A 21,871-nucleotide genomic window follows, 5' to 3' on the forward strand; every position below is an offset into this window, starting at 1 on the left:
TTTCAATCGAGGCGGATCTTCGCGGCCTGGATGACGCGGTTCCACTTCTCCGTTTCAGACGCAAAGAAGCTCCGTGACGCGGCGACGCTGCCGCCAACCGCGGTGATGCCGAGCTTGTCCAATCTTGCCCGCGTGACAGGGCTGGCGAGCACGGTCCGGGTATCGGCGTTCAGTTGTTCCAGCAGGGGCTCTGGCACCGTCGCCGGGGCGGACAGGGCTAGCCAAGCGGTCGCGACATAGCCTGGCACCCCGGCCTCCTCGACCGTCGGCACATCCGGCAGCGCGGGGGAGCGGGTCGCGGAGGTTACGGCGAGGGGGCGGAGCGAGCCGGCTGCCACGAGAGGTGGGATGGTCGGCAGGTTCTCGAACATCGCGTCGATATTGCCGGCCACCAGATCGTTCAGCGCCGGCGCGCTGCCGCGATAGGGAACGTGCGACATCTGGATGCCGGCGGTCAGCATGAAAAGCTCGCCCGCCAGATGCGTGGAGCTGCCGGCGCCGGCTGAGCCGAAGGTGAGCTGGCCTGGCCGCTGCCGTGCCAACGCGACCAAGTCCTGCAGATTCCGCGCCTCCAGCCCCGGCCTGACGACGATGACGTTTGGCAGATCGCCCAGCACCGTGACGGGCGCCAGCTCCTTCGCCGGATCGTAGGTAAGACGCGGGTAGATTGCGCTGGCGCCATGGATTCCCAACGTGCCGAGCAGCAGCGTATAGCCATCCCCCGCCGAGCGGGCGACAGCCTCCGCGCCGATATTGCCGCCGGCGCCGGGGCGGTTCTCCACCACCACGGGCTGGCGCCACAACGTGCCCAACCCGTCCGCAACCAGTCGGGCCAGCACGTCCGCAGCGCCTCCGGGCGCGAGTGGAACGACGATGCGCACAGGCTTGTTCGGAAAGGCAGGCGCCTGTGCGAAGGCCGGAGTCGAGAGGGTGGCCGCCGTGGCGGCCAAAAACGTTCTGCGCAGCATGGCTTGTCCTTGTTCTGGCTCAGCCGCGTGTTCTGGCGATGTTCCCTAGTTCTTCATGATCAAGGCGGTAGACAGCACCTCGACATAAAGACTTCGCCCTGCGGCGATATGCCGCCGCATGGCAGTTTCCGCGGCCTGCGCTCTCCCCGCCTCGATGGCGGAGAGAATTTCCTCATGTTCCTCGGCGATGCGTTCATGCCGTTCCGGCACACCGCGTGCGAGGTAGCGATAGCGTTCGAAGCCGAGCAGGATCTGCTCATGGCAGGTGGCGGCGGACTTATTGCCGCTGAGGCGCCGCAGCTCCTCATGAAAGTCATGCCCGATGGAAAGCATCAGCTCGGCATCGCCAAGGGGCAGGATGCGCATGTGGCGGGCATGAATGTCGCGGAGCCTGTCTGGCCGGGCTTGGCCGCGGCTGACATTATCCGCCGCTGAGGCCGCCAAAAGACCCTCCAGCACCTCGCGCGTTGCCGAAAGCTCGTGCATCTCTTCCATTGTGAGCGGTGGCACCCGCAGGCCACGCGGCTCGCGCTTGAAAAGCCTCAACCCTTCCAGCCGCCGCACCGCATCCCGCAAGGGGGTGCGGCTGACCTGATACCGGGCGGCAAGTCGCTCCTCCGTCTCGATCGCTCCGGCGGGCAGGTCGCCGCTGATGATCGCGCCCAAGATCTGGCGGAACACGCCCTCAGCGGCTGTCATGCCGGCCGGGGATTGTTGCAGCTGATGGTTTGGGAGAGCTGTCCACTTCATGGCATCATGAATGCATGTATACATGGATACTGCAAGGGGGTTGGAGGAGAGGCAGGTTGATCGGGGCGAGGGTGCCTCGTCTGACACCCTAATCAGCATATTGATCTAGATGTCCTCTTCTGACTCGCTCCGCTGTTTCCGGAGAGAAGGTCGCATGCGCGGATCGGAATGGCTGAGCCAGGAGGCCTGGGCGGTGATCGAGCCGCATCTGCCAAAGACTCGTCCCGGCGCGCCTTGCATAGGCGATCGCCGGGTCATCAGCGGCATTCTGCATGTGCTCCGCTCCGGTTGCCGCTGGAGCGACTGCCCGCCCGAGCATGGCCCGCCCACGACCCTCTACAATCGCTCCAACCGCTGGAACGCGCAGGGTGTCTGGAACCGGCTCTTCGCGCGGCGGGCCGCGGCCGGGAACATCCCCGGCGAGATCTCCATCGGCAGCACTCATGTCAAAGCCCGCCGATCTGCGGCAGGCGCTAAAAAGGGGGCGGCACGGCGCAGGCGATCGGCCGCTCACGTGGCGGACGGACCAGCAAGATCCACGCTCTGGCCAACGCTCAAGGCCGACCGGTTGCCTTCATCCTGACACCAGGCAACGTCGCCGACCTCAGCGTTGCCGCAACGTCATCGAGCGCATGTTCTGCCGCATGTGAAGGACTGGTGTAGCTGCCGTTGTGTTGCCTCAGCCCAAGCTAGAGAACCGGCACAACTTACTGGCTGCGCCTCGGGCGGCGGTCGGACCGCACGCATTCCTTCCAGCGCGATCCGCACCGGATCGTATTCACCCGACCGGCAAGGCCACCGGCGCTGAAACCAGGTTGAATGTCCGTTCCGTCGCCTCACGGCCTCCCTCAGAAGCAAACGCCGATCCCTGCCCAGTGCTTGGCATTGCAACCGCATCCACACTGAAGAATTACGGGAGCTTAGCAGACCGGCCATCGTAGATGCTTGAACGACCTTTCTTTCGCCATCCCGAGATGCTTGCTTCCGCCCAGCGTGTCGCATCGTTCGCTCGACTGCGGGCGCAGAAGCTTGATCGGGACGGCGCTTTCCCGGAGGACGAGATCACGGCCCTCGCTGAGGAGGGCCTTCTGGCCGCGCCCTTGCCGCCGAAGCTAGGAGGAGGCGGGTTGGGCCAGGATGCCGGCAGTGCTGCGCTGCTGGCGCAGGTCCTGATGCAGATCGGTGCGGGTAGCCTGCCATTGGGTCGGATCTATGAGGGCCATGTCAACGCGCTGGGATTGGTGCTGGCATATGGCGGGCCGGAGCAGCAACGGCGGGCGGCGGCGGATGCCCTGGCAGGCCGATTGTTCGGCGTATGGAACACGGATGACCGGCAGCGGCCCCTGTGCATGGAAGGCGGGGTGCTGCGCGGCCGCAAGATCCTGGCCTCAGGCGCTGGCTGGGTGGGCCGGGCCTTGGTCACGGCTGCGACGCCAGACGGGCCGCTGATGCTGCTTCTGCCGCTGTCGCGTGGCGAGCGCGCCGATCTTTCGGGCTGGACCGCGCAAGGCATGCGCGCCTCGGCCACAGGCGCGGTGGATTTCGAGGGAATGCGAGTTCCGTCCTCCGCGTTGATCGGCGAGGCCGGAGACTATCAGCGCCAGCCGGTCTTCTCCGGTGGCGCCTGGCGCTTCCTCGCCGTGCAGACGGGCGGCGCCGCGGAGTTGCTTTCCTTGATGTGCCGGCACCTGCGCGAACTCGGCCGCGACAGCGATCCGCATCAGCGCGTCCGGGCCGGTGAATCAGCGGCAGCACTGGAAACCGCAACGCTGTGGGTGGAGCGAGCGGCGCGGCACATGGCGCAGGATGCCCTGCCGCCCGAGGCCAAGGTTGCCTATGTCAACCTGGCACGCGGCGTGGTGGAGCGGGCGGCGCTGGAAATCCTGACCCATGCCCAGAGATCGGTCGGCCTGATGGGCTTTATGCGGCCCCATCCGATGGAGCGCGTGGCGCGCGATCTGGCAACCTATCTGCGCCAGCCCGCACCCGACCTGGCGTTGCAGATGGGCGGCGCCTTTGTCTTGGAGCAGGAAGGCGGGCCCTGGTGACAACAGCCCGGAGCTTCTTCTTGGCGGCCGAGCTCCTGCCCCTCCGGCCGCTGGAGTCCATCCTGGCACCCGGCGGCGTGGTGGTGCTGGCGCCACATCCGGATGACGAAAGCCTGGGCTGCGGCGGCCTGATCGCCGCTGCGGCGACCGGACGGGCCGTTGCCGTCATCTTTGTCAGCGATGGCGGCGCCTCCCATCGCAACTCCCGCCTCTATCCGCCCGAACTGCTACGGCGCCTGCGGGAGGAGGAGGCGCTCGCCGCCTTGTCGTCCCTGGGTCTGGCATCCGGCGCGGCGCATTTCCTGAGGCTGGAGGATGCCGCCGTGCCCACTTCCGGCGCCGCCTTCGACGCCGCCATATCCACCATCCTCAATGTTGTGCAGGCCGCGGGTGCCGGCACGCTGCTCGCAACCTGGCAGCACGATCCCCATTGCGACCATCAGGCCACCCACGCCATGGCCGTCGCCGCGACCCGGCGGAAGCCGGGCCTGCTTCATCTGGCCTATCCTGTCTGGGGACACACCTTGCCGCCGGACACGCCCATCCCCGACGCGCCGCGCGGGGCGCGGCTGGATATCGCCGCGCAACTGCCAGCCAAGCGCCAGGCGATCCGGGCGCACCGGTCGCAGACGACGCGGCTGATCGATGACGATCCGGAAGGCTTCATGCTGAACGACGCCATGCTCGCGCGCTTCGACCGCCCGTTCGAGATCTTTCTGGAACCATCTCCGTGAACCGTGCCACGCATTCCCTTCCGGCCAGCTATTTCGACGCCCTTTACGCCACGGATCCAGACCCCTGGAATTTCCGCACCAGCGAATACGAAGCCGCCAAGTACCGGGCGACGCTGGATGCCCTGCCACGGCCGCATTACGGCAGCGTGCTGGAGATCGGCTGCTCCATCGGCGTACTGACGCGGATGCTGGCTCCGCGTTGCGGTCGGCTCCTGGCGCTGGATGGCGCCAGCCGCGCCATCGCCGAGGCGCGGCGCCACTGTGCCGGCCAGGAGCAGGTGGACCTGCAGCAGCGGGAGATCCCGCGCCAATGGCCACGTGGCCGGTTCGACCTGATCCTGTTCTCCGAAGTGCTGTATTACCTTGACCAGGAGGATCTGGTCCGGACCGCAGCCCTGGCATTGCGTTCCCTGCGTCCGGAGGGGGAGGTGCTGCTGGTGCACTGGACCGGCACCAGCGATTACCCCCTGTCCGGCGACGCAGCGGTAGAAAGCTTCATGGCGGCGGCCGGACCGGCGCTGGTCACGCTGGTTCAGGACCGTACGGACAGATACCGCCTGGATCTGCTGCGGCTGCGCTGAGCCCGGCCAGGATCTGCCGCGCCTTGTCGATTTCGGCGGCAAGGCCGGCAGGATGCAGCGGCACCGGATGCAGCAGCGGGCTCGCGGCCTCGGCCATCTGCCACAGCGCGCCGAAGCAGGAATTCGGCAGGTCCCGGAAGAACGCCGGCGGCAACAGAAAGCGGGTGGCCCAAAGCGCAGCTCCTCCGGCCTCCGCCGCCGCGTGCAGGCGGCGAAGCTCGGCGCGCGCCCGCCAGCGCATTGCTGCGCGCGGGGCCGGTTCCAGCGCGGGGTCGCAGAGCGAAGCCGGCTCGCGCAGCCAGCGGCGCAAAGTGTCGGCGGCGCCGCCGATAGCACGTCCATCGGTGCGGCAGGAGGTCAACACCCTTACGCCCGGCGCGTGGCGGACGCGGGCATCGATGGCCCGCAGCGCCGCGATCATGGCGCGATCCTCGCCGACGCGGACCCGTGGCAGGCCGCCGGCCCTTCGGTAGGCTGGCAGCCGGATCGCCAAGCTGGCCCCCGAAGCCATGCGGTGCCTGGGCCAGGCATCGTGCTGAACGGGGTCCAGGCGCGCCTCCATCTCGGCGAGCAAGGCGGCATAGGCAGCTTCCAGACCCATGCGATGCCGCAGATGGCTTGGCAACGCTGCGACCTCGTCTGGATCGTATTCGACGCGGCCGGCTACGGCATCGGCTCCTTTGTCGAGTTCGGCGCGGGTTGTGGCCAGCCAATCCGGCGCCACCTGGCTGTCGGCATCGGTGGTGAGCAGCAGGCCCTCCGGCTGTGCCTCCCGCTCGAGCAGGTCGGCTGCGGCATCAAGGGCGCGCCAGCGTGCTTCCCCCGCATGGGCCAGGCCGGAGGGCAGCTTCTCATGTCGCAGCACCAGCCGGAAGGTGGCGCGGGCGGCGCAGGCTCGCGCCAGCGCTTCCGTTTCATCGGCGCAGCCATTCAGGAGCAGCAGCACCGTCAGCGAGGAAGCATCCGGCTGCGCCGCCAGCGCATCAAGGCAGGCGGTGATGCGGGCGGCCTCGTTGCGGGCCGGGATGGCCACCACGGCCGGGCTCGTTGCAGCTGGTGCGGAGGACGAGAGCGACGGGAGGGAAACCATCATGCCGCTGCACCAACGCCGAAGCTCATGCTTCGTTGCATGCTTAACTTAGCGACGAGCGGACCGCACTGGAAAGTCATGCCACGAGCGTCTGCCGATGCCCTCGCCACACAAGGTAGCTGTCGAAAAGGGCTATTGGCTTGATCTGCGCTTCCGTGCGGGCTCGCCCGGTCTCCGGAACATTCCAGCGTCCTTGCCGGATTGCAGGAGCTTCCTGCTTCGATGTCAGCCGCGGTTGGTTCCGTAGATCATGGGGGCAGCGGGCCAGGGGACGCCTGTTGCGCTTGGTCTTCCCAGGGTTGGCGGTTTTCCGGCATGTCGATCTCTGCCAGCCGAACCTGGTGCTTGCCCAGCGTCAGTGAGCCAGGGTGTCACCGTTGCCGTTGCCGAGAATATTGGCGGCACCGTCAGGTGAACTGGGCCAGAAGGAGGCCTTATCGATGACAAGCCGAGCCGGGGCAGGGGAGGACAAAACCGCCAAGGTGCTGAACGGCGGCCCGCGCCAGCTTGGCTTTTCAACAGGGCCTGCCGGACAGGGCCCAGAGGCCTTCCGCCAACCACAAGGCCATCTTTGCAGGTCCTCGGCTTCGGTTATCGCCGGCTGATACGCATTGCGGCCGACAGCGCCCGGCGAATGCGGCCCGACGCGCTGGCTTTCACGCTGGCCGAGGGCGATGGGTCCTCGATCGTCGTAGCGTAGGCAGAGCAGACCGACACCGGTGCCTCCGATCCCTTTTGCGGCATCTCAGCCGCTGTGGCACGCTATCCCCGCGCTTGGCTGCATGTGGACGGCGTCTTGGGGCTCTGGGCACGCGCCGCTCCCGGTCGGGCGCCTCTGGCGCGAGGGGTCGAACTCGCCGATTCCCGGGCAACGGATGGCCATTGATGGCTGCAGACGCCCTATGATTGCGGCTATGCCATCATCCGTGACGCGGAGGGGCATTGCCGGAATGGTGGAGCGGCACTGCACGCTGGCCCGGCGCTTCGCGGCGACGCCGGCTGCGGAGCCCGGGGTGACGGTGCTAAACGAGATCGAACTGAGTCAGGCGATCATCCGCTTCGGCGCGGCAGAGGAGGCGGAAAGCGGCGATGCGTTGACGGGGAAGGTCATCGCACGGGTGCAGCAGGAAGGCATATGCTTCGCCGGCGGTGCAAGATGGCGAGGACGTTGGGTGATGCGCCTGTCGGTGACCTCCTGGCCCACCACCGAGGCGGATATGGACCTGGCAGCATGCGCGATCATCGCAGCCTGGCGGGCGAGCAGAAAGGCGGCTGGGCTCAACAGCTAGACCTCTGATCAAGCCGCAACGCCACAGCGGCGAATGATCGCAGTGATTGGTGAACGCTGACTTCCCAAGTGGCGCAAATGGGCCAGACCCTTGCCGCGATGCTGATGAAGTAGCGGCAGGTAAGGCTGAAGGAGCTCTCATGTTACTCACTGAAACATAAAACAGGTGAGCAGTTAATTTTTTGCAACCTTGCAACCCGACTGACCCTTATCGAGGAGACGATCGGCAAGGGGGCACATCATGGCAGGGCAGTCTGACACCGTTGATTATGGCGGCGCTTCGGGCGGCTGGGGCTCCCTGCGCGGAATCTTCGAAACCACGGCACGGGAGATGGCGTCGCCCGGTGCGTTGAACACGCTGCGCAAGCAGAACAAGGCAGGCGGGTTCATGTGCGTCAGTTGCGCATGGGGCAAGCCGAAGCATCCCCATGCCTTTGAGTTCTGCGAGAATGGCGCCAAGGCTACCCTGTGGGAGCTGACCACCCGGCGATGCACGCCGGAGTTTTTTGCGCAGCACAGCGTCGCGGAAATGCGGGGCTGGAGCGACCATGACCTGGAACAGCAGGGCCGTCTGACACATCCGCTGCGCTACGAAGCGGCCAGTGACCGCTATGTTCCCTGCGGCTGGCAAGAAGCATTTTCCGCGATCGGCGCCGAGTTGAAGGCCACCGATCCGAAATCGGCGGTGTTCTACGCCTCGGGCCGGGCTAGCCTGGAAACATCCTATCTTTATGCGCTCTTCGCGCGGGTATACGGCCACAACAATCTTCCTGACAGTTCCAACATGTGCCACGAGACAACATCGGTGGCTCTCAAGGAACTGATTGGATCGCCGGTCGGCACCTGCGTGCTGGAGGATTTCGAGCAATGCGACGCGATCTTCCTGTTCGGGCAGAACACAGGAACAAACAGCCCGCGTTTCCTTCATCCGCTGCAGAAAGCCAGCGAGCGGGGCTGCAGGATCGTGACCTTCAATCCGATCCAGGAGAAAGGTCTGACCAGCTTCATCAACCCTCAACGGCCGGTGCAGATGCTGACGGGCAGAGAAACGCCGATCAGTTCGCAATACCTTCAGCTGCGGCCCGGCGGCGACATCGCTGCAATCATGGGCCTGTGCAAGGCGGTCCTTGCCGAGGATGCGCGCAGCGGCGGAGCGGTGATCGACCACGCCTTCATTGACCAGCACTGCACCGGGTTCGATGCCTTCCGCGCCAAGGCGGAGGCGACGTCCTGGGCCGACATCGAGCGGGATTCGGGGCTGAGCCAGGCCGGGATCGAGGCCGCGGCCCAGGTCTATCTGCGGGCGGAGCGCGTCATCGGCGTGTACGGGATGGGCCTGACCCAGCATGTGCATGGCTTCGAGAACATCGCCATGCTGGTCAACCTGCTGTTGATGCGCGGCCATATCGGCAGGCCTGGCGCGGGCATCTGCCCGGTTCGCGGCCATTCCAACGTGCAGGGCCAGCGCAGCGTCGGCATCGCCGAGAAGCCTGAGCTGGTGCCGCTCGACAAGCTCGCCGAGCAGTTCGGATTCCAGCCGCCGCGCGACAAGGGGATGACCACCGTCGAGGTTTGCGAGGGCTTGCTGGAGGGCAGGGTGCAGGCCTTTATCGGGCTTGGCGGCAACTTCCTGCGCGCCATTCCGGACCAGGCGCGGATCGAGCCTGCGTGGCAGAACATGCGCCTGACGGTTCAGATCGCCACCAAGCTGAACCGAAGCCATCTTTTCCACGGCCGCGTTGCTTATCTGCTGCCCTGCCTCGGCCGCAGCGAAGAGGATCTGCAGTCCAGCGGCCCGCAGACGGTGACCATCGAGGACAGCTTCAGCCACATCCATGGCTCCCTCGGCCATCGTGAGCCTGCAAGCGAGCATCTGAAATCGGAGGTCGCCATTGTCGCGGGAATGGCGAAGGAGACGCTGCCGCCAAACCCGAAGGTGCAGTGGGATGAGTGGACGGCGGATTACGGACGGGTGCGCGATCTTATCGCCGAAACCTATCCGGAAGAATTCCACCGGATGAACGAGCGGATGTTCCAGCCGGGCGGCTTCTACCGCGGCAACAAGGCGCGCGAGCGGGTGTGGGAAACGGAAAGCGGCAAGGCGAGCTTCACGGCACCCGACACGCTGGCCGCGACCGACGTGCCGGATGCCGAAGGCCGCTACCGGCTGATCACCCTGCGCTCCAACGACCAGTTCAACACCACCGTTTATGGCTATAGCGACCGCCTAAGGGGCATCGAGGGCAAGCGTGACGTCGTGCTGATCAATCCCGAGGAGATGCGCCGTGCCGGGCTCGTGGCCGGGCAGCGCGTGTCGCTCATCGGCGATGCGCAGGACGGCCAGGCGCGGCGGATCGACGCGCTGGAGGTGGTGCCGTTCGACCTGCCGGATGGCAGCATCGCCGGTTATTATCCCGAGTTGAATCCGCTGATCCCGCTTCAGCACCACGACCGCAAATCCAAGACCCCGGCCTGCAAGGCCGTGCCGGTGCGGATCGAAGCGGCCGCATGAAGCGGCCCGTGGCGGCCGGCAAGCGCGACATGGAGCGTCGATGAGCGACACCCGCAAGAATCCCGTTGGGAATGCGATCGCGCAGGCCGCGCCGGAAGCGCTGGCTGCCAAGGCCCGGCAGCCCTGGATGCGGATGATGGTCCTGGCCGGCTTCGCCGGAGCCTTCATCGCTTTCGGGTCGGTGATCTCCATGGTGGCGCAATCGGGACTGGCCCAGGCGGGGCCCGGGGGCGGCGATGCCGTGGGCGCCGTTCAACTCCTGTCCGGCCTGGCGTTTTCCGTGGGCCTGATCCTGGTCATGATCGTGGGCGCGGAATTGTTCACCGGCAACACGATGATGGTGCTGCCGGCGGCCACGGGGGCCTTGCCGGCTGGCCGCATGATCCGCGCATGGACCATCGTGTGGATCGGCAACCTTGTGGGCAGCATTGCCGTGGCCTTGTTCTTCGTGGCAGCTGGCGGGCTGGGGGATGGCGTGGGGGAAGCTGCGGCCAGCATGGTTGAAGCCAAGATGGCCAAGTCTGCGCTGGCCGTGTTCTGTTCCGCCATCCTGGCCAACATGCTGGTGTGCCTGGCGGTCTGGATGTCGATGGGCGCAGCAACGATCCCAGCCAAGATCCTCGCCATCACCGGCCCCATCATGATCTTTGTTGCCGCGGGGCTGGAGCATTCCGTCGCGAACATGTCGATCCTGCCGCTGGGCTGGCTGGCCATGCCGGGTGAAGGCGTGTTCTGGCTCGCCGGCCTGCAGAACCTTTTGTTGAGCAGCCTGGGAAATCTTCTGGGCGGGGCGCTTCTGGCACTTGGCCTTGCCTATGGCCACAATGCATTGCGGCAGGAGGCCTGATGATGTGCCTCACCGCGGCCCGCTGACACATCCTGCCGCCCATACCGAGGTACCACGCTCATGACCAGCTATTGCGGCCTGCCGCCAGATCCGTTCGAATGGCTCCACCGCTGGAACATGGACCCGCTGCTCCTTCTGGCGCTTGGCTGTGCTGCCGCCATGGCGCCGTGGTCACGGCATCCGCACATGATCTGGGCGGCCACGGGCGCGTTGGCGCTGGCCTTCGTGTCCCCGCTTTGCGCGCTGAGCGTCGCCCTGTTCTCCGCCCGCGCCGTGCACCATTTGCTGATCGTCACGGTCGCGGCGCCTCTGCTTGCCCTGGCCTTCCCGGCCAGGAGGTCCAGCAATCTCGGTGTGGCCTTCGCGATCTCCACATTAACGCTGTGGGCGTGGCATCTTCCCTCGCTTTATGACTGGGCCCTGGCCGATACCGCCATGTACTGGCTGATGCAGATCAGCCTGCTTGGCACAGCCGCCTGGTTCTGGCGGGCTCTGTTTGCCGCTCCGCCCGTGACGGCGGCGCTTTCCGCCATCCTGGGCATGGCCCAGATGGGCATGCTCGGCGCGTTGCTGACCTTTTCGAAGGCGCCGCTCTACGCGGCGCATTTCGGCACCACCTTGCCCTGGGGGCTGGAGCAGGTCGCCGATCAGCAGCTGGCGGGGCTTGTGATGTGGGTGCCGGGCGTCATCCCCTATGCGGTGGCCCTGGCGCTCCTTGCCCGGCGTGCATGGGTCCGGGTTTCCGTGGCGACATGATCGCGGCTCTCAAATTCGTCCATATCGCCGCCTTGTCGGTCTGGTGCGCTGGACTCGTCGGCCTTCCCCTGCTGCTGGCGCGGCATGCCCCGAATGGCGACCAGATTGATTTCGCCCGGCTGAGGGTCGTGACGCACCAATCCTATGTGCGGCTGATCACGCCCGCCGCCGTTATCGCCATCGCCGTGGGCACGGCGTTGATCTTCATGCGGAGCGTGTTCGTTCCATGGATGTTCGTGAAGCTGGTGATGGTGGGCGTGCTGGTGATCATCCATGCCTGGGTCGGGCACATCACGCTGCAGATGGGCGAGCAGCAGGGAGACTACATCCCACCGGCCGCCATGCCGCTGGTCGGGATGTCCCTGGTGGCGATGCTGGCGATCCTGGTGCTGGTTCTCGGCAAGCCCCTCGTGGAGACATGGCCGGGGCCCACCTGGCTGCTCGAACCGCGGGATCAATCCCTGCCGGTGGGCGAGGTACCGATGTGATAATCGAAAACCAGCTTTCCGCCATGCCAGCCGGTCAGGCCGGTGAAGCCCGCCGCGAACAGGGACAGCATGATGCCCCAGGGCAACACCGCCTGTTCGTACCCGCTCAGGCGGTAACCCCAGTTCGCGCCCAGAATGGAAAGCAGCATCACCGCCAGCACGAAATGCGTCCAGCTTGCGGCGCGGATGCGGATGCCACGCACCATCAGCAGCTCGATCGTGCCGGACACACCGGCCGCCACGCCCAGCAGAAAGGCCATGCCGCTCGCCCAAAGCGCGGCTCGTGCCCAGAAGACATCGCCTGTCCACCAATAGAAGCCGTCGGCCCCAAGGGTGCACATGGCGAGCGCGATCGGAAAGGCCACCAGCATGGCATGGATCGGATGCCCCGCGATGGCGATCTGCGACTCGGTCCGGTTGAAGGCCGGATGTGCCGAGATGGGATCGACCAGCGTGTTGTCCTGCGTGGAGGCTCTGGATTTCTCGGAAACTGAGGTCATCGCCCTATGCTACACCGGCTATGCGCCACGATAACAGCGCTGGCTCTTGGCGGTTGCTCTGGCCCCTTGTCGACCCTCGACACGGCGGGGCCAGCAGCCGCATCGATCGCGACCCTCTGGTGGGCGATGCTGGCCGGCTCCGCGGTGTTGACGCTGCTGGTGACGGCGCTGCTCGCAATGGCCTTCATCCGGCGTCCACGGAAGGTGCCCGGAACCTCGCTGTGGATAGGCTGGCTGGGCGTCGCGATGCCGTCGGCCATTCTGATGCTCCTGTTGGGCTTTGCGCTGGGCCTCGGTGAACAAACCATTGCACGCCCGTCGACGAAGACCGTCACGGTCGAGGCCACTGCTCATCAATGGTACTGGCATTTCCGCCAGCCCGGTGCGACGTCTGCCATCGAGACGCAGAACGTGCTGCACATCCCGGCCGGCCGGCCGGTCGATGTGCGCATCTCCGCCTCCGACGTGATCCACAGCTTCTGGGTGCCCCGGTTGGCGGGAAAGATGGACGCCATCCCCGGGCATGTGAACGTGCTGCGCATCGAGGCCAGCCGCCCCGGCGAGTTCGAAGGCCAGTGCGCCGAATTCTGCGGCCTCGACCACACCAACCATCGCTTCCGCGTGATCGCGCATGACGAGGCCGGCTGGGCCACGTTTCAGCTCGGAGAAAGGCCATGAACGCGCTCAACCGCCATCGCGCGCTGACCGCGATCTGGGGTTCGCCGCGAGGTTGGCGGGGAACGGCCGCCTCGGTCAACCATTCCGATATCGGCCGAAGGTTCATCATCGCCGCCTTTGCCTTCTTCGCCATTGGCGGCGTTCTGGCGATGCTGATCCGGGCGCAGCTCGCGACCCCCGGAAGCGCCTTTGTCGGATCCGAGATCTACAATCAGCTTTTCACGATGCATGGCAGCATCATGATGTTCCTGTTCGCCATCCCGATGTTTGAAGGATTGGCCCTCTATCTGCTGCCAAAGATGCTGGGCAGCCGCGACATGGCGTTTCCACGCCTCTCGGCTTATGGCTGGTGGTGCTACCTGTTCGGTGGCACAATCCTGATCGGGTCGCTGGCGTTTGGCGTCGCGCCCGACAGCGGCTGGTTCATGTACACGCCGCTGTCATCCAAGACCTACACGCCCGGCATCAACGCCGATGTGTGGCTGCTCGGCGTCACCTTCGTGGAGATCTCGGCGATCGCCGCGGCCATCGAGATCACGGTCTCGATCCTGAAGGTGCGGGCACCAGGCATGCGCCTGGACCGGATGCCGCTGCTGGCCTGGTATCTGCTGATCACCGCGCTGATGATGATCGCCGCCTTTCCGCCACTGATCCTGGGCTCGATCCTGCTGGAGGTGGAGCGCGCCTTCGGCTGGCCGTTCTTCGATCCGGACCGTGGCGGAAGCCCCTTGTTGTGGCAGCACCTGTTCTGGCTGTTCGGCCATCCGGAAGTCTACATCATCTTCCTGCCCGCCGCTGGCGTGGTCTCCACCGTGCTGCCGGTGATGGCCCGCACGCGCATCCTGGGTTATGGATGGATCGTGGCGGCGTTGCTGGCATTGGCCTTTCTGAGCTTCGGGCTGTGGGTGCACCACATGTTCACCACCGGCATTCCGCACATGGCGCTGGGCTTCTTTTCCGCCGCTTCGGCGCTGGTGGCGGTGCCGACCGCACTGCAGATCTTCGCCTGGATCGGCACGCTGTGGAATGGCAGGCCGGAGCTGAAGCTGCCCATGCTTTATCTGCTGGGCTTCTTTCTGATCTTCGTGCTGGGTGGGCTGACAGGCGTGATGCTGGCCATGGTGCCTTTCGACTGGCAGGCGCATGACACCCACTTCGTTGTCGCGCACCTGCATTACGTGCTGGTCGGCGGCTTCATCTTCCCGATGCTGGCGGGGGCGTATTACTGGCTGCCGCACTTCACCGGCCGCGCCCGGGTGCCGAAGCTGGGCGAGGCGGCGTTCTGGCTGATCTTCGTAGGCTTCAACGTCACCTTCTTCCTGATGCACCTGACGGGGCTGCTGGGAATGCCCCGCCGGATCTACACCTATTCCGAGGAGATGGGCTGGACCTGGCTCAACCTGCTGTCCTCGGTGGGTAGCTTCGTCATGGCCTTCGGCTTCGCCATGTTCGCCATCGACGTTGCCTTGCAGATCTTCCTGTCGCGCCGCAGCCGCCGCAATCCGTGGGGCAGCGGCACGCTGGAATGGGCGACGCCGATCCCGGCCTCGGCCTACAACTTCGCCAGCCAGCCGCGTGTCGAGGATCGTGATCCCCTTGCGGCCGATCCCGATCTCGGGCTGCGGCTCGCGCGGGGCGAGGGCTACCTGGCGGAGGCGCGGCATGGGAGGCGCGAAACCATGGCCGTCGACATCACCACGGGCGCGGTGGACCATGTTGTTGTGCTGCCCGGCAATACGAGCCTCCCGATCATCACCGCCGCGCTGACGGGAAGCTTCTTCCTGTGCCTGTTGTTCGGCTTCTACTGGCTGGCATTGGCTCCCGTCGCTGGCGTCATCGCGCTGGGCTGGCGGTGGGCCTGGGTTCTGGGCTGGCGAGAGGACCTCGGGCCGGTATCGATCCGCCCCGGAGAGACGGCACCAACCCACCGGGAGGCGCCTGGCGCGCCGGGATGGTGGGGCAGCGTGTTCCTGCTGGTGTCAGATGCGGCACTGCTGGGCTCGCTGCTGTTCGGATATGCCTTTCTTTGGGTGGTGGCGCCCAACTGGCCGCCTCCTGAGCTGATCGGAGGCGGCATTCCCGTCGGACTGATGGCCGGGCTGGCGGCGCTGGCCGGTGCTGCCCTGACGCGCCGTGCTGCGTCGGCGAGCAAGGCAGGGCCAGCCTCCTCCGCGTCCCGTGCCGCTGCCGGCGCCATCGGTGCGCAGGCGGTGGTGATCGCCGGGTTGATGTTTGTGGGCATCACCGAGTTGCCTCCACCAGGCAGCCATGCCTATGCCGCCATCTGCTGGGCACTTCTCACATATGCGGCGCTGCATGCCCTCCTTGCGCTGCTATGCGCCGCTTTTCTCCGCGCCCGCATCGGGTCAGGCCATGTTTCCGGCTCCCGCAGGCTGGAGGCTTCCGTGGCGCAGCTGTTTGGCGACTATGCCGGCGCCGCCACGCTGATCGTGCTGTTGTGCGTGCTGGCGCCGGCGGTGATGTCATGATGTTCCTGGCACGGAGCAGCGCGGGGCTGTTGCTATGGGCTTTCGGCTTCTCGGCTCTCTATGCATTGCACGGATTTGGCTGCGAAAGCGGATGGCACGAGGTGGGGATTGCCGGAAGCACGCTGTTCCGCTGGGTGATGGTATCGACCTGGATGCTGCTATGCATTGCAGGCCTTGTCACCATCTGGTGGATGAGATCCGCGCCTGCCGGCTTTGAACGGCGGCTGAGCCTCGCCTCGGCCGTTATCGGCTGCGTCGCGACGGTGATCACCGGGGTGCCGGTGACCATCGCCTCCGTCTGCGTTTGAGTCACGGTCCGGGTTCCAGTGCCTGGTGGTCATTAGGCTGAGGCTGGACGAAGCCGCGCCGCGTTCTCCAGGCTGCTATGCAGATCGAGGCCCGAGCCGGAGGCGGTGACGGCATCGGCAGGCACCGGCCGCGGCGTGGCGGCGGCGGCCATGCGCTCGCGCACGGCATCCGCCAGCCTGGCACTGGTCGGCCCCTGCTGGGAGGCGGCGCCGGCGCTGGCATCGTAGTCTGCCCCGGCGGCCGAAGGGCGCGGGTGGAAATAGCGCGGCTCCGCGAAGGCCTGGCCGATCAGCGCGGAGCCGATCACCTGCCCATCGCGCTTGATCAGGCTGCCGCTGGCCTGCTGGGAAGAACGGCGCCCGCGATGCTGGTCAGGGCAGCCGGCGCGGCCAAGCCCAGCAGGGCGGTGAACAGCAGCACGGTGGCGGCGACGCGGCGGCACTTCTTTAAGCGGTTGATGCAGCGCTCAATGCGGTTGCGGAGGACGTAGAGCGGCCGCTGGACACTGGGCTGGATGGGCCTGTTCCGTTTGGTTGGGATTTCTGGCTGCCCGCCACGGTCGCGCACATCCTGGCGTATGGCATCACTGTCGTAGCCGTGATCCGCGAGCAAGGTGCCAGGATCGCTCTGCCGCTCCTCCATCAGCACGCTGTAGGCTGTGCTGTCATGCGCCTCGCCCGGCGTCAGTGTCAGGCTGATCGGCAGGCCATGGGCATTGGTATGGAGGTGGATCTTGGTCGGGAAGCCACCGCGCGAGCGTCCAAGACCTTGGCAGCGAGTGCCCCTTTTGCGCCAGCCGCGCAGTGGTGGGCCCGGACGATGGTGCTGTCGATCATCTGGAGGGCGTCGGCGTCACCGCTCCGTCGGCCAGGGCTTGCAGCAGTACGTCCCAGAAACCGGAGGTGGTCCAGCGCCGATACTGCCGGTGATCCTTCGCGGCGCCGGGCAGGCTTTTCATCCGACATGCCCTGAACCAGCAAGAAGGATTGGTGAGAGGTCGCCGCATCCATCGGCGGCGCCACCTCACCGACCTGCCGATGCTCGCCGGGATCGCAGCCGTCAATCAGGCGAGCGGCGCAGCAACGACAGCAGCCGCGCGAGGTCCTTGGCGTCCTGCATGCCGGCGACCAAATCCGGTATGACCTCCGCAATGCCGGAAGAGGCCGCCGCATCGAGGAACTTCGCCCGGAGATCTTGCGCCCCTCGCACCCGCGTTGCGGTCCGGCTGTGCCACTGTCCCTCTCCTGTCCGGATATCGACGCGGGCGAAGCGCTTGGCCGGCGCATCCCCGATCGAAGGCGCGTCGTGGTCAATCTGGCGGCGGATGCGCGGCAGGAGGGCCGCGACATCGTCGCGCAAGGGACGGTCGGCGAAGGGCGCCAGTCCCAGACGACCATCCAGCAGCGCCACGGCAATGACGTACTCGACGCTGAAGCGTCCATCGAGGCCATTGCGAGGTTCCGTCACGACAAGCGCCGCATCCCCGCCCGGCGGGAAGGTGACCACGGCCTCGGCAATATCTTCCGCCCTCAGGCCTTCTTCCGCGATCAGATCCAGAATGGCGTCGGCAGGCAGATGGCTGGCACCGCAGCAGGGATAGGCCTTGAAGGCAAGGCCGGGATTCAGGATCTCCCAGGGCTCGCCCCAGCCATCGACCGCCCGTTCAGGCGCCGCTCCACCCAGGCCCAGCACTGCCGGAAAGCCGAGCCGGCCATCGAGGAATGCCGCGTTGCCCTGCAGTCCGCCGCGCGCGAGTTGCACGGCCAGAACGCCAGCGCGCGCCGCCAGGCCGGCATGCAGCGGCTTGACCTCCGTCGCGAACTGCATCCGCAGCCCCGCGGCCTGGGTGGCGGCGATGCCGAGCGCATTGGCGAGCATGTCAGGTTCGAATCGCAGCAGGTGCCCCAGCGCCGCAGCGGCCCCGACCGGGCCCAGCGTGGCCGTGTTGTGGAAGCCCGTCTCGTAGTGGCGCGAGCCCATGGCGCGGCCGAGCTTCGCCATGGCTTCCACGCCCACGACATAGGCGCCGAGGAATGATGCGGCCGTGGCGCCGCTTTCCTCGGCGGCCGTCAACAAGGCGGGCAGGATCACGGTGCTTGGATGCCCGCGAACCCCTGCCTGCACGTCATCATAGTCGAGAGCGTGGCCCAGGGTGCCGTTCAGCAGCGCGGCCGTTTGCGCATCGACGCGCTGCGCCTGCCCGATCACGCTGGCCTTCGGCGCGCCGGCCTGGGGCAGGAGGGTGTCCCGCACCTTGAGGTAAGCCCCGTCATCCAGGCCACCGACGGCGGAGGCAAGGAAGTCGAGGAGGCCATCGCGTGCCGCGGCAACTGCCTCGGCACTGGGCTCGCTTCCGGCGATAAGCGCCGCATAGCGCCGCGTCAGTCCCTGCTCCATGGTCATTGTTCCTGCTTCTCCCGGGGTCTGTTCGCGTCGGTCAGGCGGCGGCGTAGCGGCTGACGGGCCGCGGCAGGCCGAGATTCTCCCGCAAGGTGCGGCCCTCGTATTCGCGCCGGAACAGGCCCCGGCGCTGCAACTCCGGCACCACATGGTCCACGAACAGGTCGAACTGGGTGGGGAACCAGGGCGGCATGATGTTGAAGCCGTCCGCCGCCTCCTGCTCGAACCATTGCTGCAGGTAGTCAGCGATCTCGGCCGGCGTGCCGCGCACGATGCCATGGCCACGGGCCATCCCGGCATGCAAGGCCAGTTCACGCACCGTCATCTTTTCCCGCCGCGCCAGCGCCGTCAGCAACTCGGCGCGGCTCCGCAACTGGTCCGAGATGGGCAAATCCGGCAAGGGCGCATCAAGGTCGAAGCGGCGCACGTCGTGGCCCAGGCGGTCGGACAGAAGGGCCAGCGCGCCGTTGAGGTCCGTCAACTCGCGCAGGCGGTTATAGTTCTCCTCGGCCTCGGCGCGGTCACGTCCGATCACGGGAAACACGCCGGGCATGACCGTGATCGCGCCAGGATCGCGCCCATGCTGCGCAAGCCGCGTCTTGAGGCTGCGGTAGAACGCCTTTGCCTCGCCCAGATCACCTTGGGCTGTGAAGACGACATCGGCCGTGCGCGCCGCGAGATCCTGCCCGGGTCCGGAGGATCCGGCCTGAATGATGATGGGGTGGCCCTGCGGCGGCCGCGACGAGTTCAGCGGCCCGCGCACCGTGAAATGCTTTCCCTTGTGATCGAGAACATGCATCCGGGACGCATCGGCGAAAACACCGCTTTCCTTGTCCATGACGATGGCGCCGTCATCCCAGCTATCCCACAGCCCCTTGCAGATATCGACGAATTCCTCGGCGATCTCGTAGCGGGCATCGTGGTCGGGATGCATGCCGCGGGTGAAGTTGGCGGCCGAGCGCGCGTAGCTCGTGGTCACCACATTCCAGGCCGCGCGCCCCTGGCTCAGATGGTCGAGCGAGGCGAAGACACGCGCGGCGTGGTAAGGCTCGCCATAGGTGGTGGAGGCCGTGGCGGCCAGGCCAATATGGCTGGTCGTCATGGCCAGCGCGGCCAGCAGCGAGAGCGGCTCGATGCGCACCACCGTCGAGGGATGCGCGTCAGCTCCCGAGGTCAGCCCATCGGCCAGGAAAAACAGATCGAACTTGCCACGCTCCGCCGTGCGGGCGATGCGCTGGATCAGGTCGAGATTCTCGCCTCCCGCCTCGGCATCCGGCAGACGCCAGCCGGACACATGATGTCCGGCGGCCTGAACAAAAACCCCAAGATGCATCTGGCGGGTCATAGATTGCCTCGTTCTTCTGCTGCTTCACAGACCGCACAACCGCGTATGTGGCCGGCGCCGTTGGGTGGGGAGTGTGGATGGTGCGCACGCCCTGCGCAATCCTGGCGGGCGGCCATGACCGGATGGCAGGAGCCCCACCGCCCCGGCACGCGCATTTCATCAGATCACGCTGGCCAGAAACGCCGCCTTGCGCGCTTCCTGTGGGGTCGCGATCATCTGGCGGGCATCGCCTGCCTCGATGATCCGGCCTTCCTCCATGAAGATAAGCTGGTCGGTGACCGCGCGCGCGAAGCCGATTTCGAGGGTGACCACGATCATCGTCATGCCGGTGCGCTCCAGCTCCTTCATGACCTGCAGCACCTCGCACACCCGTTCCGGATCGAGCGCCGAGGTCTGCTCGACCAGCAGCATCACCTCCGGGTTCATGGCCAGCGCACGGGCGATGGCGACGCGCTGCTGCTGGCCGCCCGACGAGGTCTGCGGCCATTCATCGGCACGGTTGGCAAGGCCGACCTGCGCCAGCAGCGCCCGTGCCCGCTCCTCCGCCTCGCGGCGCGAGCGGCCCAGGATCTGCGCGGTGCCTCCAGAAGAGGTTCCCCAGCACGGTCAGGTGCGGAAATAGGTTGAAGTTCTGGAACACCATGCCGATACGGGCGCGCTGGCGGACAACCTCACATTCGCCCACCTCATGCATCTTGCCGCCGGCGGCCGGTAGCCGATCAAGTCGCCGGCGGTATGGATCATGCCACCGTCCGGGCGTTCCAGATGATTGACGCAGCGAGGCAGCGTGGACTTGCCCGAGCCAGAAGGGCCAATGCTGGCGCGGGCCTCGCGGACGGCACCGTAGCCAAGCTCCCACTTGTTCAGGATGGCGGCATCGGTGCCGTCCTTGATCAGGGAATTCAGTGCGGCAGCAACAGGGAAGCGAGGGAAGAATCTTTCTGCAGCCCCACACCGATGACGTCATTCGGCACCTGGAAGTCACGGGCCTAGGCCGGCGTGCCCCACGATACGAAAATCATGTAGCGCAGTCCTTCCAAAGGCGATGGAGCCGGGAACCCGGCCGCTATGCACCGCCTGTACGCCGGCGGGCCGGCTGCCTGGCAGGCCTCGCTCTGCCGCCTGAGTGTTGCCGCGTTCATGGTTCCGGAACTGGCGCCCACCGTCTGGCCACACAGATCCGCAAGGCCGCTCGGCGGCTGCGGCGGCGCGTCTTTCTTCAGGCGAGCCAGACCCAGCCGGTTGCTGTTGAAGTGGGAAACGAAGTCTACCTGCTTCAGCCGCTCCGGCGTGACGCTGAGATTGGCCAGGGCCGCGTCACAACGGCCACTCGAAAGGCCCGGAACGATGTTGCCAAAGCCACCGGCATTCACCCAGTGAGGCTCGGGCCCGGGGCGGCGGACCTCCAACCGCGGGGTACCCGATTCCGTTTCAGCCTGAGGCGGAAAAGGGCGGCTATTGCACCGAAGCAATTCGCTCCAAGCTTCGGTCGAGGCAATGTTCGCCACTCCGGCGATTTTGACCAGAACCGGGAACAAAAACCTATGACGCGGATGGCCGGCAGGCCGGATGATGTCGGTGAACGCCAAAGGAAGCCTCCAATGGGACAATGGCGCCTTCCGCCGCTTTTGGTTCTCCTGATCTTGGGAGCGTGCGCCGCCGATACATGGGGCCCAAGCGGAAGCGTGGGAGATCCAGGATACGGGTACGGATACGGGTACAGGCCGTATGACGACCCGTTCTACCGGCCACACCGACATTATCGGCCAGATCGCTCCTATGTGCCGTCGCGGCCACCGCCCGTGGCCAGTCCCGCGCCGCCTTCGTCTCCTCCTGTGTTCCGGCCGCGACAGGTGCCGCCGCCCGCGGCGCCTCCTTTCAGGCCAAGCCGGCCGCCCGTGCCGGAGCCGGATACGGGCTCGGCTGGCTCCTGATTTGCGGAATGACCGCTTGGGCTCCGCTTCCAGAAACAGGACCGTGTCGTTCAGGGCGGATAGGATCCGGAAAGGACGAAGCCCTTTCCGGATGCCACTGGCCTGAGGATCAGGTGATGGGCCCCGCCACCTCCCGCCCCGCCTGGTAGACGCG

General features: G+C 66.4%; 23 protein-coding genes. 12 read left to right on the plus strand and 11 right to left on the minus strand.

All coding sequences use genetic code 11. From position 1 onward, the window contains the following. Positions 1 to 2 precede the first annotated feature (2 nt). Entirely contained in the window at positions 3 to 968 is a 966-nt protein-coding gene (locus F0Q34_RS19070) for a Bug family tripartite tricarboxylate transporter substrate binding protein (protein WP_149813874.1), read from the minus strand. Between the two features lie 45 nt (positions 969 to 1,013). After that, positions 1,014 to 1,817: a GntR family transcriptional regulator gene (locus F0Q34_RS19075; protein ID WP_149813876.1), complete on the minus strand. Its 804-nt coding sequence runs from the start codon at positions 1,815 to 1,817 to the stop codon at positions 1,014 to 1,016. A gap of 55 nt (positions 1,818 to 1,872) precedes the next feature. On the opposite strand from F0Q34_RS19075, the gene F0Q34_RS19080 reads away from it, so the two are divergent. From F0Q34_RS19080 to F0Q34_RS19095, 4 genes are all read left to right on the plus strand, one after another. Then, positions 1,873 to 2,301 (plus strand): transposase, encoded by a 429-nt coding sequence (locus F0Q34_RS19080; protein WP_161600945.1) that lies wholly within the window; start codon positions 1,873 to 1,875, stop codon positions 2,299 to 2,301. Between the two features lie 391 nt (positions 2,302 to 2,692). Beyond that, positions 2,693 to 3,766, plus strand: coding sequence for an acyl-CoA dehydrogenase family protein (locus F0Q34_RS19085; protein ID WP_241665585.1), 1,074 nt, complete (start codon positions 2,693 to 2,695; stop codon positions 3,764 to 3,766). Between the two features lie 20 nt (positions 3,767 to 3,786). After that, entirely contained in the window at positions 3,787 to 4,500 is a 714-nt protein-coding gene (locus F0Q34_RS19090) for a PIG-L deacetylase family protein (RefSeq protein WP_206668094.1), read from the plus strand. Further along, entirely contained in the window at positions 4,497 to 5,081 is a 585-nt protein-coding gene (locus tag F0Q34_RS19095) for a class I SAM-dependent DNA methyltransferase (protein ID WP_149813882.1), read from the plus strand. The genes F0Q34_RS19090 and F0Q34_RS19095 overlap by 4 nt, the downstream gene beginning before the upstream one ends. Here F0Q34_RS19095 and F0Q34_RS19100 read toward each other — a convergent pair. Beyond that, on the minus strand, positions 5,023 to 6,174 hold the full coding sequence (locus F0Q34_RS19100) for a glycosyltransferase (RefSeq protein ID WP_149813883.1): 1,152 nt from the start codon (positions 6,172 to 6,174) through the stop codon (positions 5,023 to 5,025). The genes F0Q34_RS19095 and F0Q34_RS19100 overlap by 59 nt on opposite strands. A gap of 947 nt (positions 6,175 to 7,121) precedes the next feature. On the opposite strand from F0Q34_RS19100, the gene F0Q34_RS19105 reads away from it, so the two are divergent. From F0Q34_RS19105 to F0Q34_RS19125, 5 genes are all read left to right on the plus strand, one after another. Beyond that, positions 7,122 to 7,460: a hypothetical protein gene (locus F0Q34_RS19105; protein ID WP_149813885.1), complete on the plus strand. Its 339-nt coding sequence runs from the start codon at positions 7,122 to 7,124 to the stop codon at positions 7,458 to 7,460. A gap of 240 nt (positions 7,461 to 7,700) precedes the next feature. Then, positions 7,701 to 9,971, plus strand: a complete 2,271-nt coding sequence (locus F0Q34_RS19110) for an FdhF/YdeP family oxidoreductase (RefSeq protein WP_149813886.1) — start codon at positions 7,701 to 7,703, stop codon at positions 9,969 to 9,971. 40 nt (positions 9,972 to 10,011) lie between these two features. After that, on the plus strand, positions 10,012 to 10,818 hold the full coding sequence (locus F0Q34_RS19115; protein ID WP_149813887.1) for a formate/nitrite transporter family protein: 807 nt from the start codon (positions 10,012 to 10,014) through the stop codon (positions 10,816 to 10,818). 60 nt (positions 10,819 to 10,878) lie between these two features. Further along, the gene (locus tag F0Q34_RS19120) at positions 10,879 to 11,574 is read left to right on the plus strand and encodes a cytochrome c oxidase assembly protein (protein WP_149813888.1); all 696 of its coding nucleotides are present in this window, start codon (positions 10,879 to 10,881) and stop codon (positions 11,572 to 11,574) included. Beyond that, positions 11,571 to 12,062, plus strand: a complete 492-nt coding sequence (locus F0Q34_RS19125; RefSeq protein ID WP_174242077.1) for a CopD family protein — start codon at positions 11,571 to 11,573, stop codon at positions 12,060 to 12,062. The genes F0Q34_RS19120 and F0Q34_RS19125 overlap by 4 nt, the downstream gene beginning before the upstream one ends. Here F0Q34_RS19125 and F0Q34_RS19130 read toward each other — a convergent pair. Then, positions 12,029 to 12,562, minus strand: a complete 534-nt coding sequence (locus F0Q34_RS19130; RefSeq protein WP_149813890.1) for a DUF2231 domain-containing protein — start codon at positions 12,560 to 12,562, stop codon at positions 12,029 to 12,031. The genes F0Q34_RS19125 and F0Q34_RS19130 overlap by 34 nt on opposite strands. A 66-nt stretch (positions 12,563 to 12,628) precedes the next feature. Here F0Q34_RS19130 and coxB point away from each other — a divergent pair, with 66 nt between their 5' ends. From coxB to F0Q34_RS19145, 3 genes are read left to right on the plus strand one after another with little or no spacing between them, the layout of a single operon-like run. Further along, the gene (gene coxB / locus F0Q34_RS19135) at positions 12,629 to 13,240 is read left to right on the plus strand and encodes a cytochrome c oxidase subunit II (protein ID WP_206668095.1); all 612 of its coding nucleotides are present in this window, start codon (positions 12,629 to 12,631) and stop codon (positions 13,238 to 13,240) included. Continuing rightward, the gene (gene ctaD / locus F0Q34_RS19140; protein ID WP_149813892.1) at positions 13,237 to 15,729 is read left to right on the plus strand and encodes a cytochrome c oxidase subunit I; all 2,493 of its coding nucleotides are present in this window, start codon (positions 13,237 to 13,239) and stop codon (positions 15,727 to 15,729) included. The genes coxB and ctaD overlap by 4 nt, the downstream gene beginning before the upstream one ends. Further along, on the plus strand, positions 15,726 to 16,037 hold the full coding sequence (locus F0Q34_RS19145; protein WP_149813894.1) for a hypothetical protein: 312 nt from the start codon (positions 15,726 to 15,728) through the stop codon (positions 16,035 to 16,037). The genes ctaD and F0Q34_RS19145 overlap by 4 nt, the downstream gene beginning before the upstream one ends. Before the next feature lie 32 nt (positions 16,038 to 16,069). Here the strand turns inward: F0Q34_RS19145 and F0Q34_RS19150 are convergent, their stop codons facing one another. The 7 genes from F0Q34_RS19150 to F0Q34_RS19175 form a co-directional block, all read right to left on the minus strand. Beyond that, positions 16,070 to 16,345, minus strand: coding sequence for a potassium-transporting ATPase subunit C (locus F0Q34_RS19150; RefSeq protein WP_241665582.1), 276 nt, complete (start codon positions 16,343 to 16,345; stop codon positions 16,070 to 16,072). Positions 16,346 to 16,362: 17 nt separating this feature from the next. Further along, the gene (locus F0Q34_RS19155; RefSeq protein WP_149813901.1) at positions 16,363 to 16,842 is read right to left on the minus strand and encodes an IS5 family transposase; all 480 of its coding nucleotides are present in this window, start codon (positions 16,840 to 16,842) and stop codon (positions 16,363 to 16,365) included. A 28-nt stretch (positions 16,843 to 16,870) separates the two neighbouring features. Beyond that, positions 16,871 to 16,996, minus strand: a complete 126-nt coding sequence (locus tag F0Q34_RS22540; protein ID WP_277755306.1) for a hypothetical protein — start codon at positions 16,994 to 16,996, stop codon at positions 16,871 to 16,873. 101 nt (positions 16,997 to 17,097) lie between these two features. Then, positions 17,098 to 18,435 (minus strand): MmgE/PrpD family protein, encoded by a 1,338-nt coding sequence (locus tag F0Q34_RS19160; RefSeq protein ID WP_149813896.1) that lies wholly within the window; start codon positions 18,433 to 18,435, stop codon positions 17,098 to 17,100. Between the two features lie 40 nt (positions 18,436 to 18,475). Next, complete coding sequence (locus tag F0Q34_RS19165) at positions 18,476 to 19,783, minus strand: LLM class flavin-dependent oxidoreductase (RefSeq protein WP_149813897.1); 1,308 nt, start codon at positions 19,781 to 19,783, stop codon at positions 18,476 to 18,478. A gap of 159 nt (positions 19,784 to 19,942) precedes the next feature. Continuing rightward, complete coding sequence (locus F0Q34_RS22545) at positions 19,943 to 20,353, minus strand: ATP-binding cassette domain-containing protein (RefSeq protein WP_206668096.1); 411 nt, start codon at positions 20,351 to 20,353, stop codon at positions 19,943 to 19,945. A 419-nt stretch (positions 20,354 to 20,772) separates the two neighbouring features. Then, on the minus strand, positions 20,773 to 21,372 hold the full coding sequence (locus F0Q34_RS19175) for a transporter substrate-binding domain-containing protein (protein ID WP_161600946.1): 600 nt from the start codon (positions 21,370 to 21,372) through the stop codon (positions 20,773 to 20,775). Between the last annotated feature and the right edge of the window lie 499 nt (positions 21,373 to 21,871).

This window comes from Teichococcus oryzae, assembly GCF_008386565.1.
GTDB lineage: Bacteria > Pseudomonadota > Alphaproteobacteria > Acetobacterales > Acetobacteraceae > Pseudoroseomonas > Pseudoroseomonas oryzae.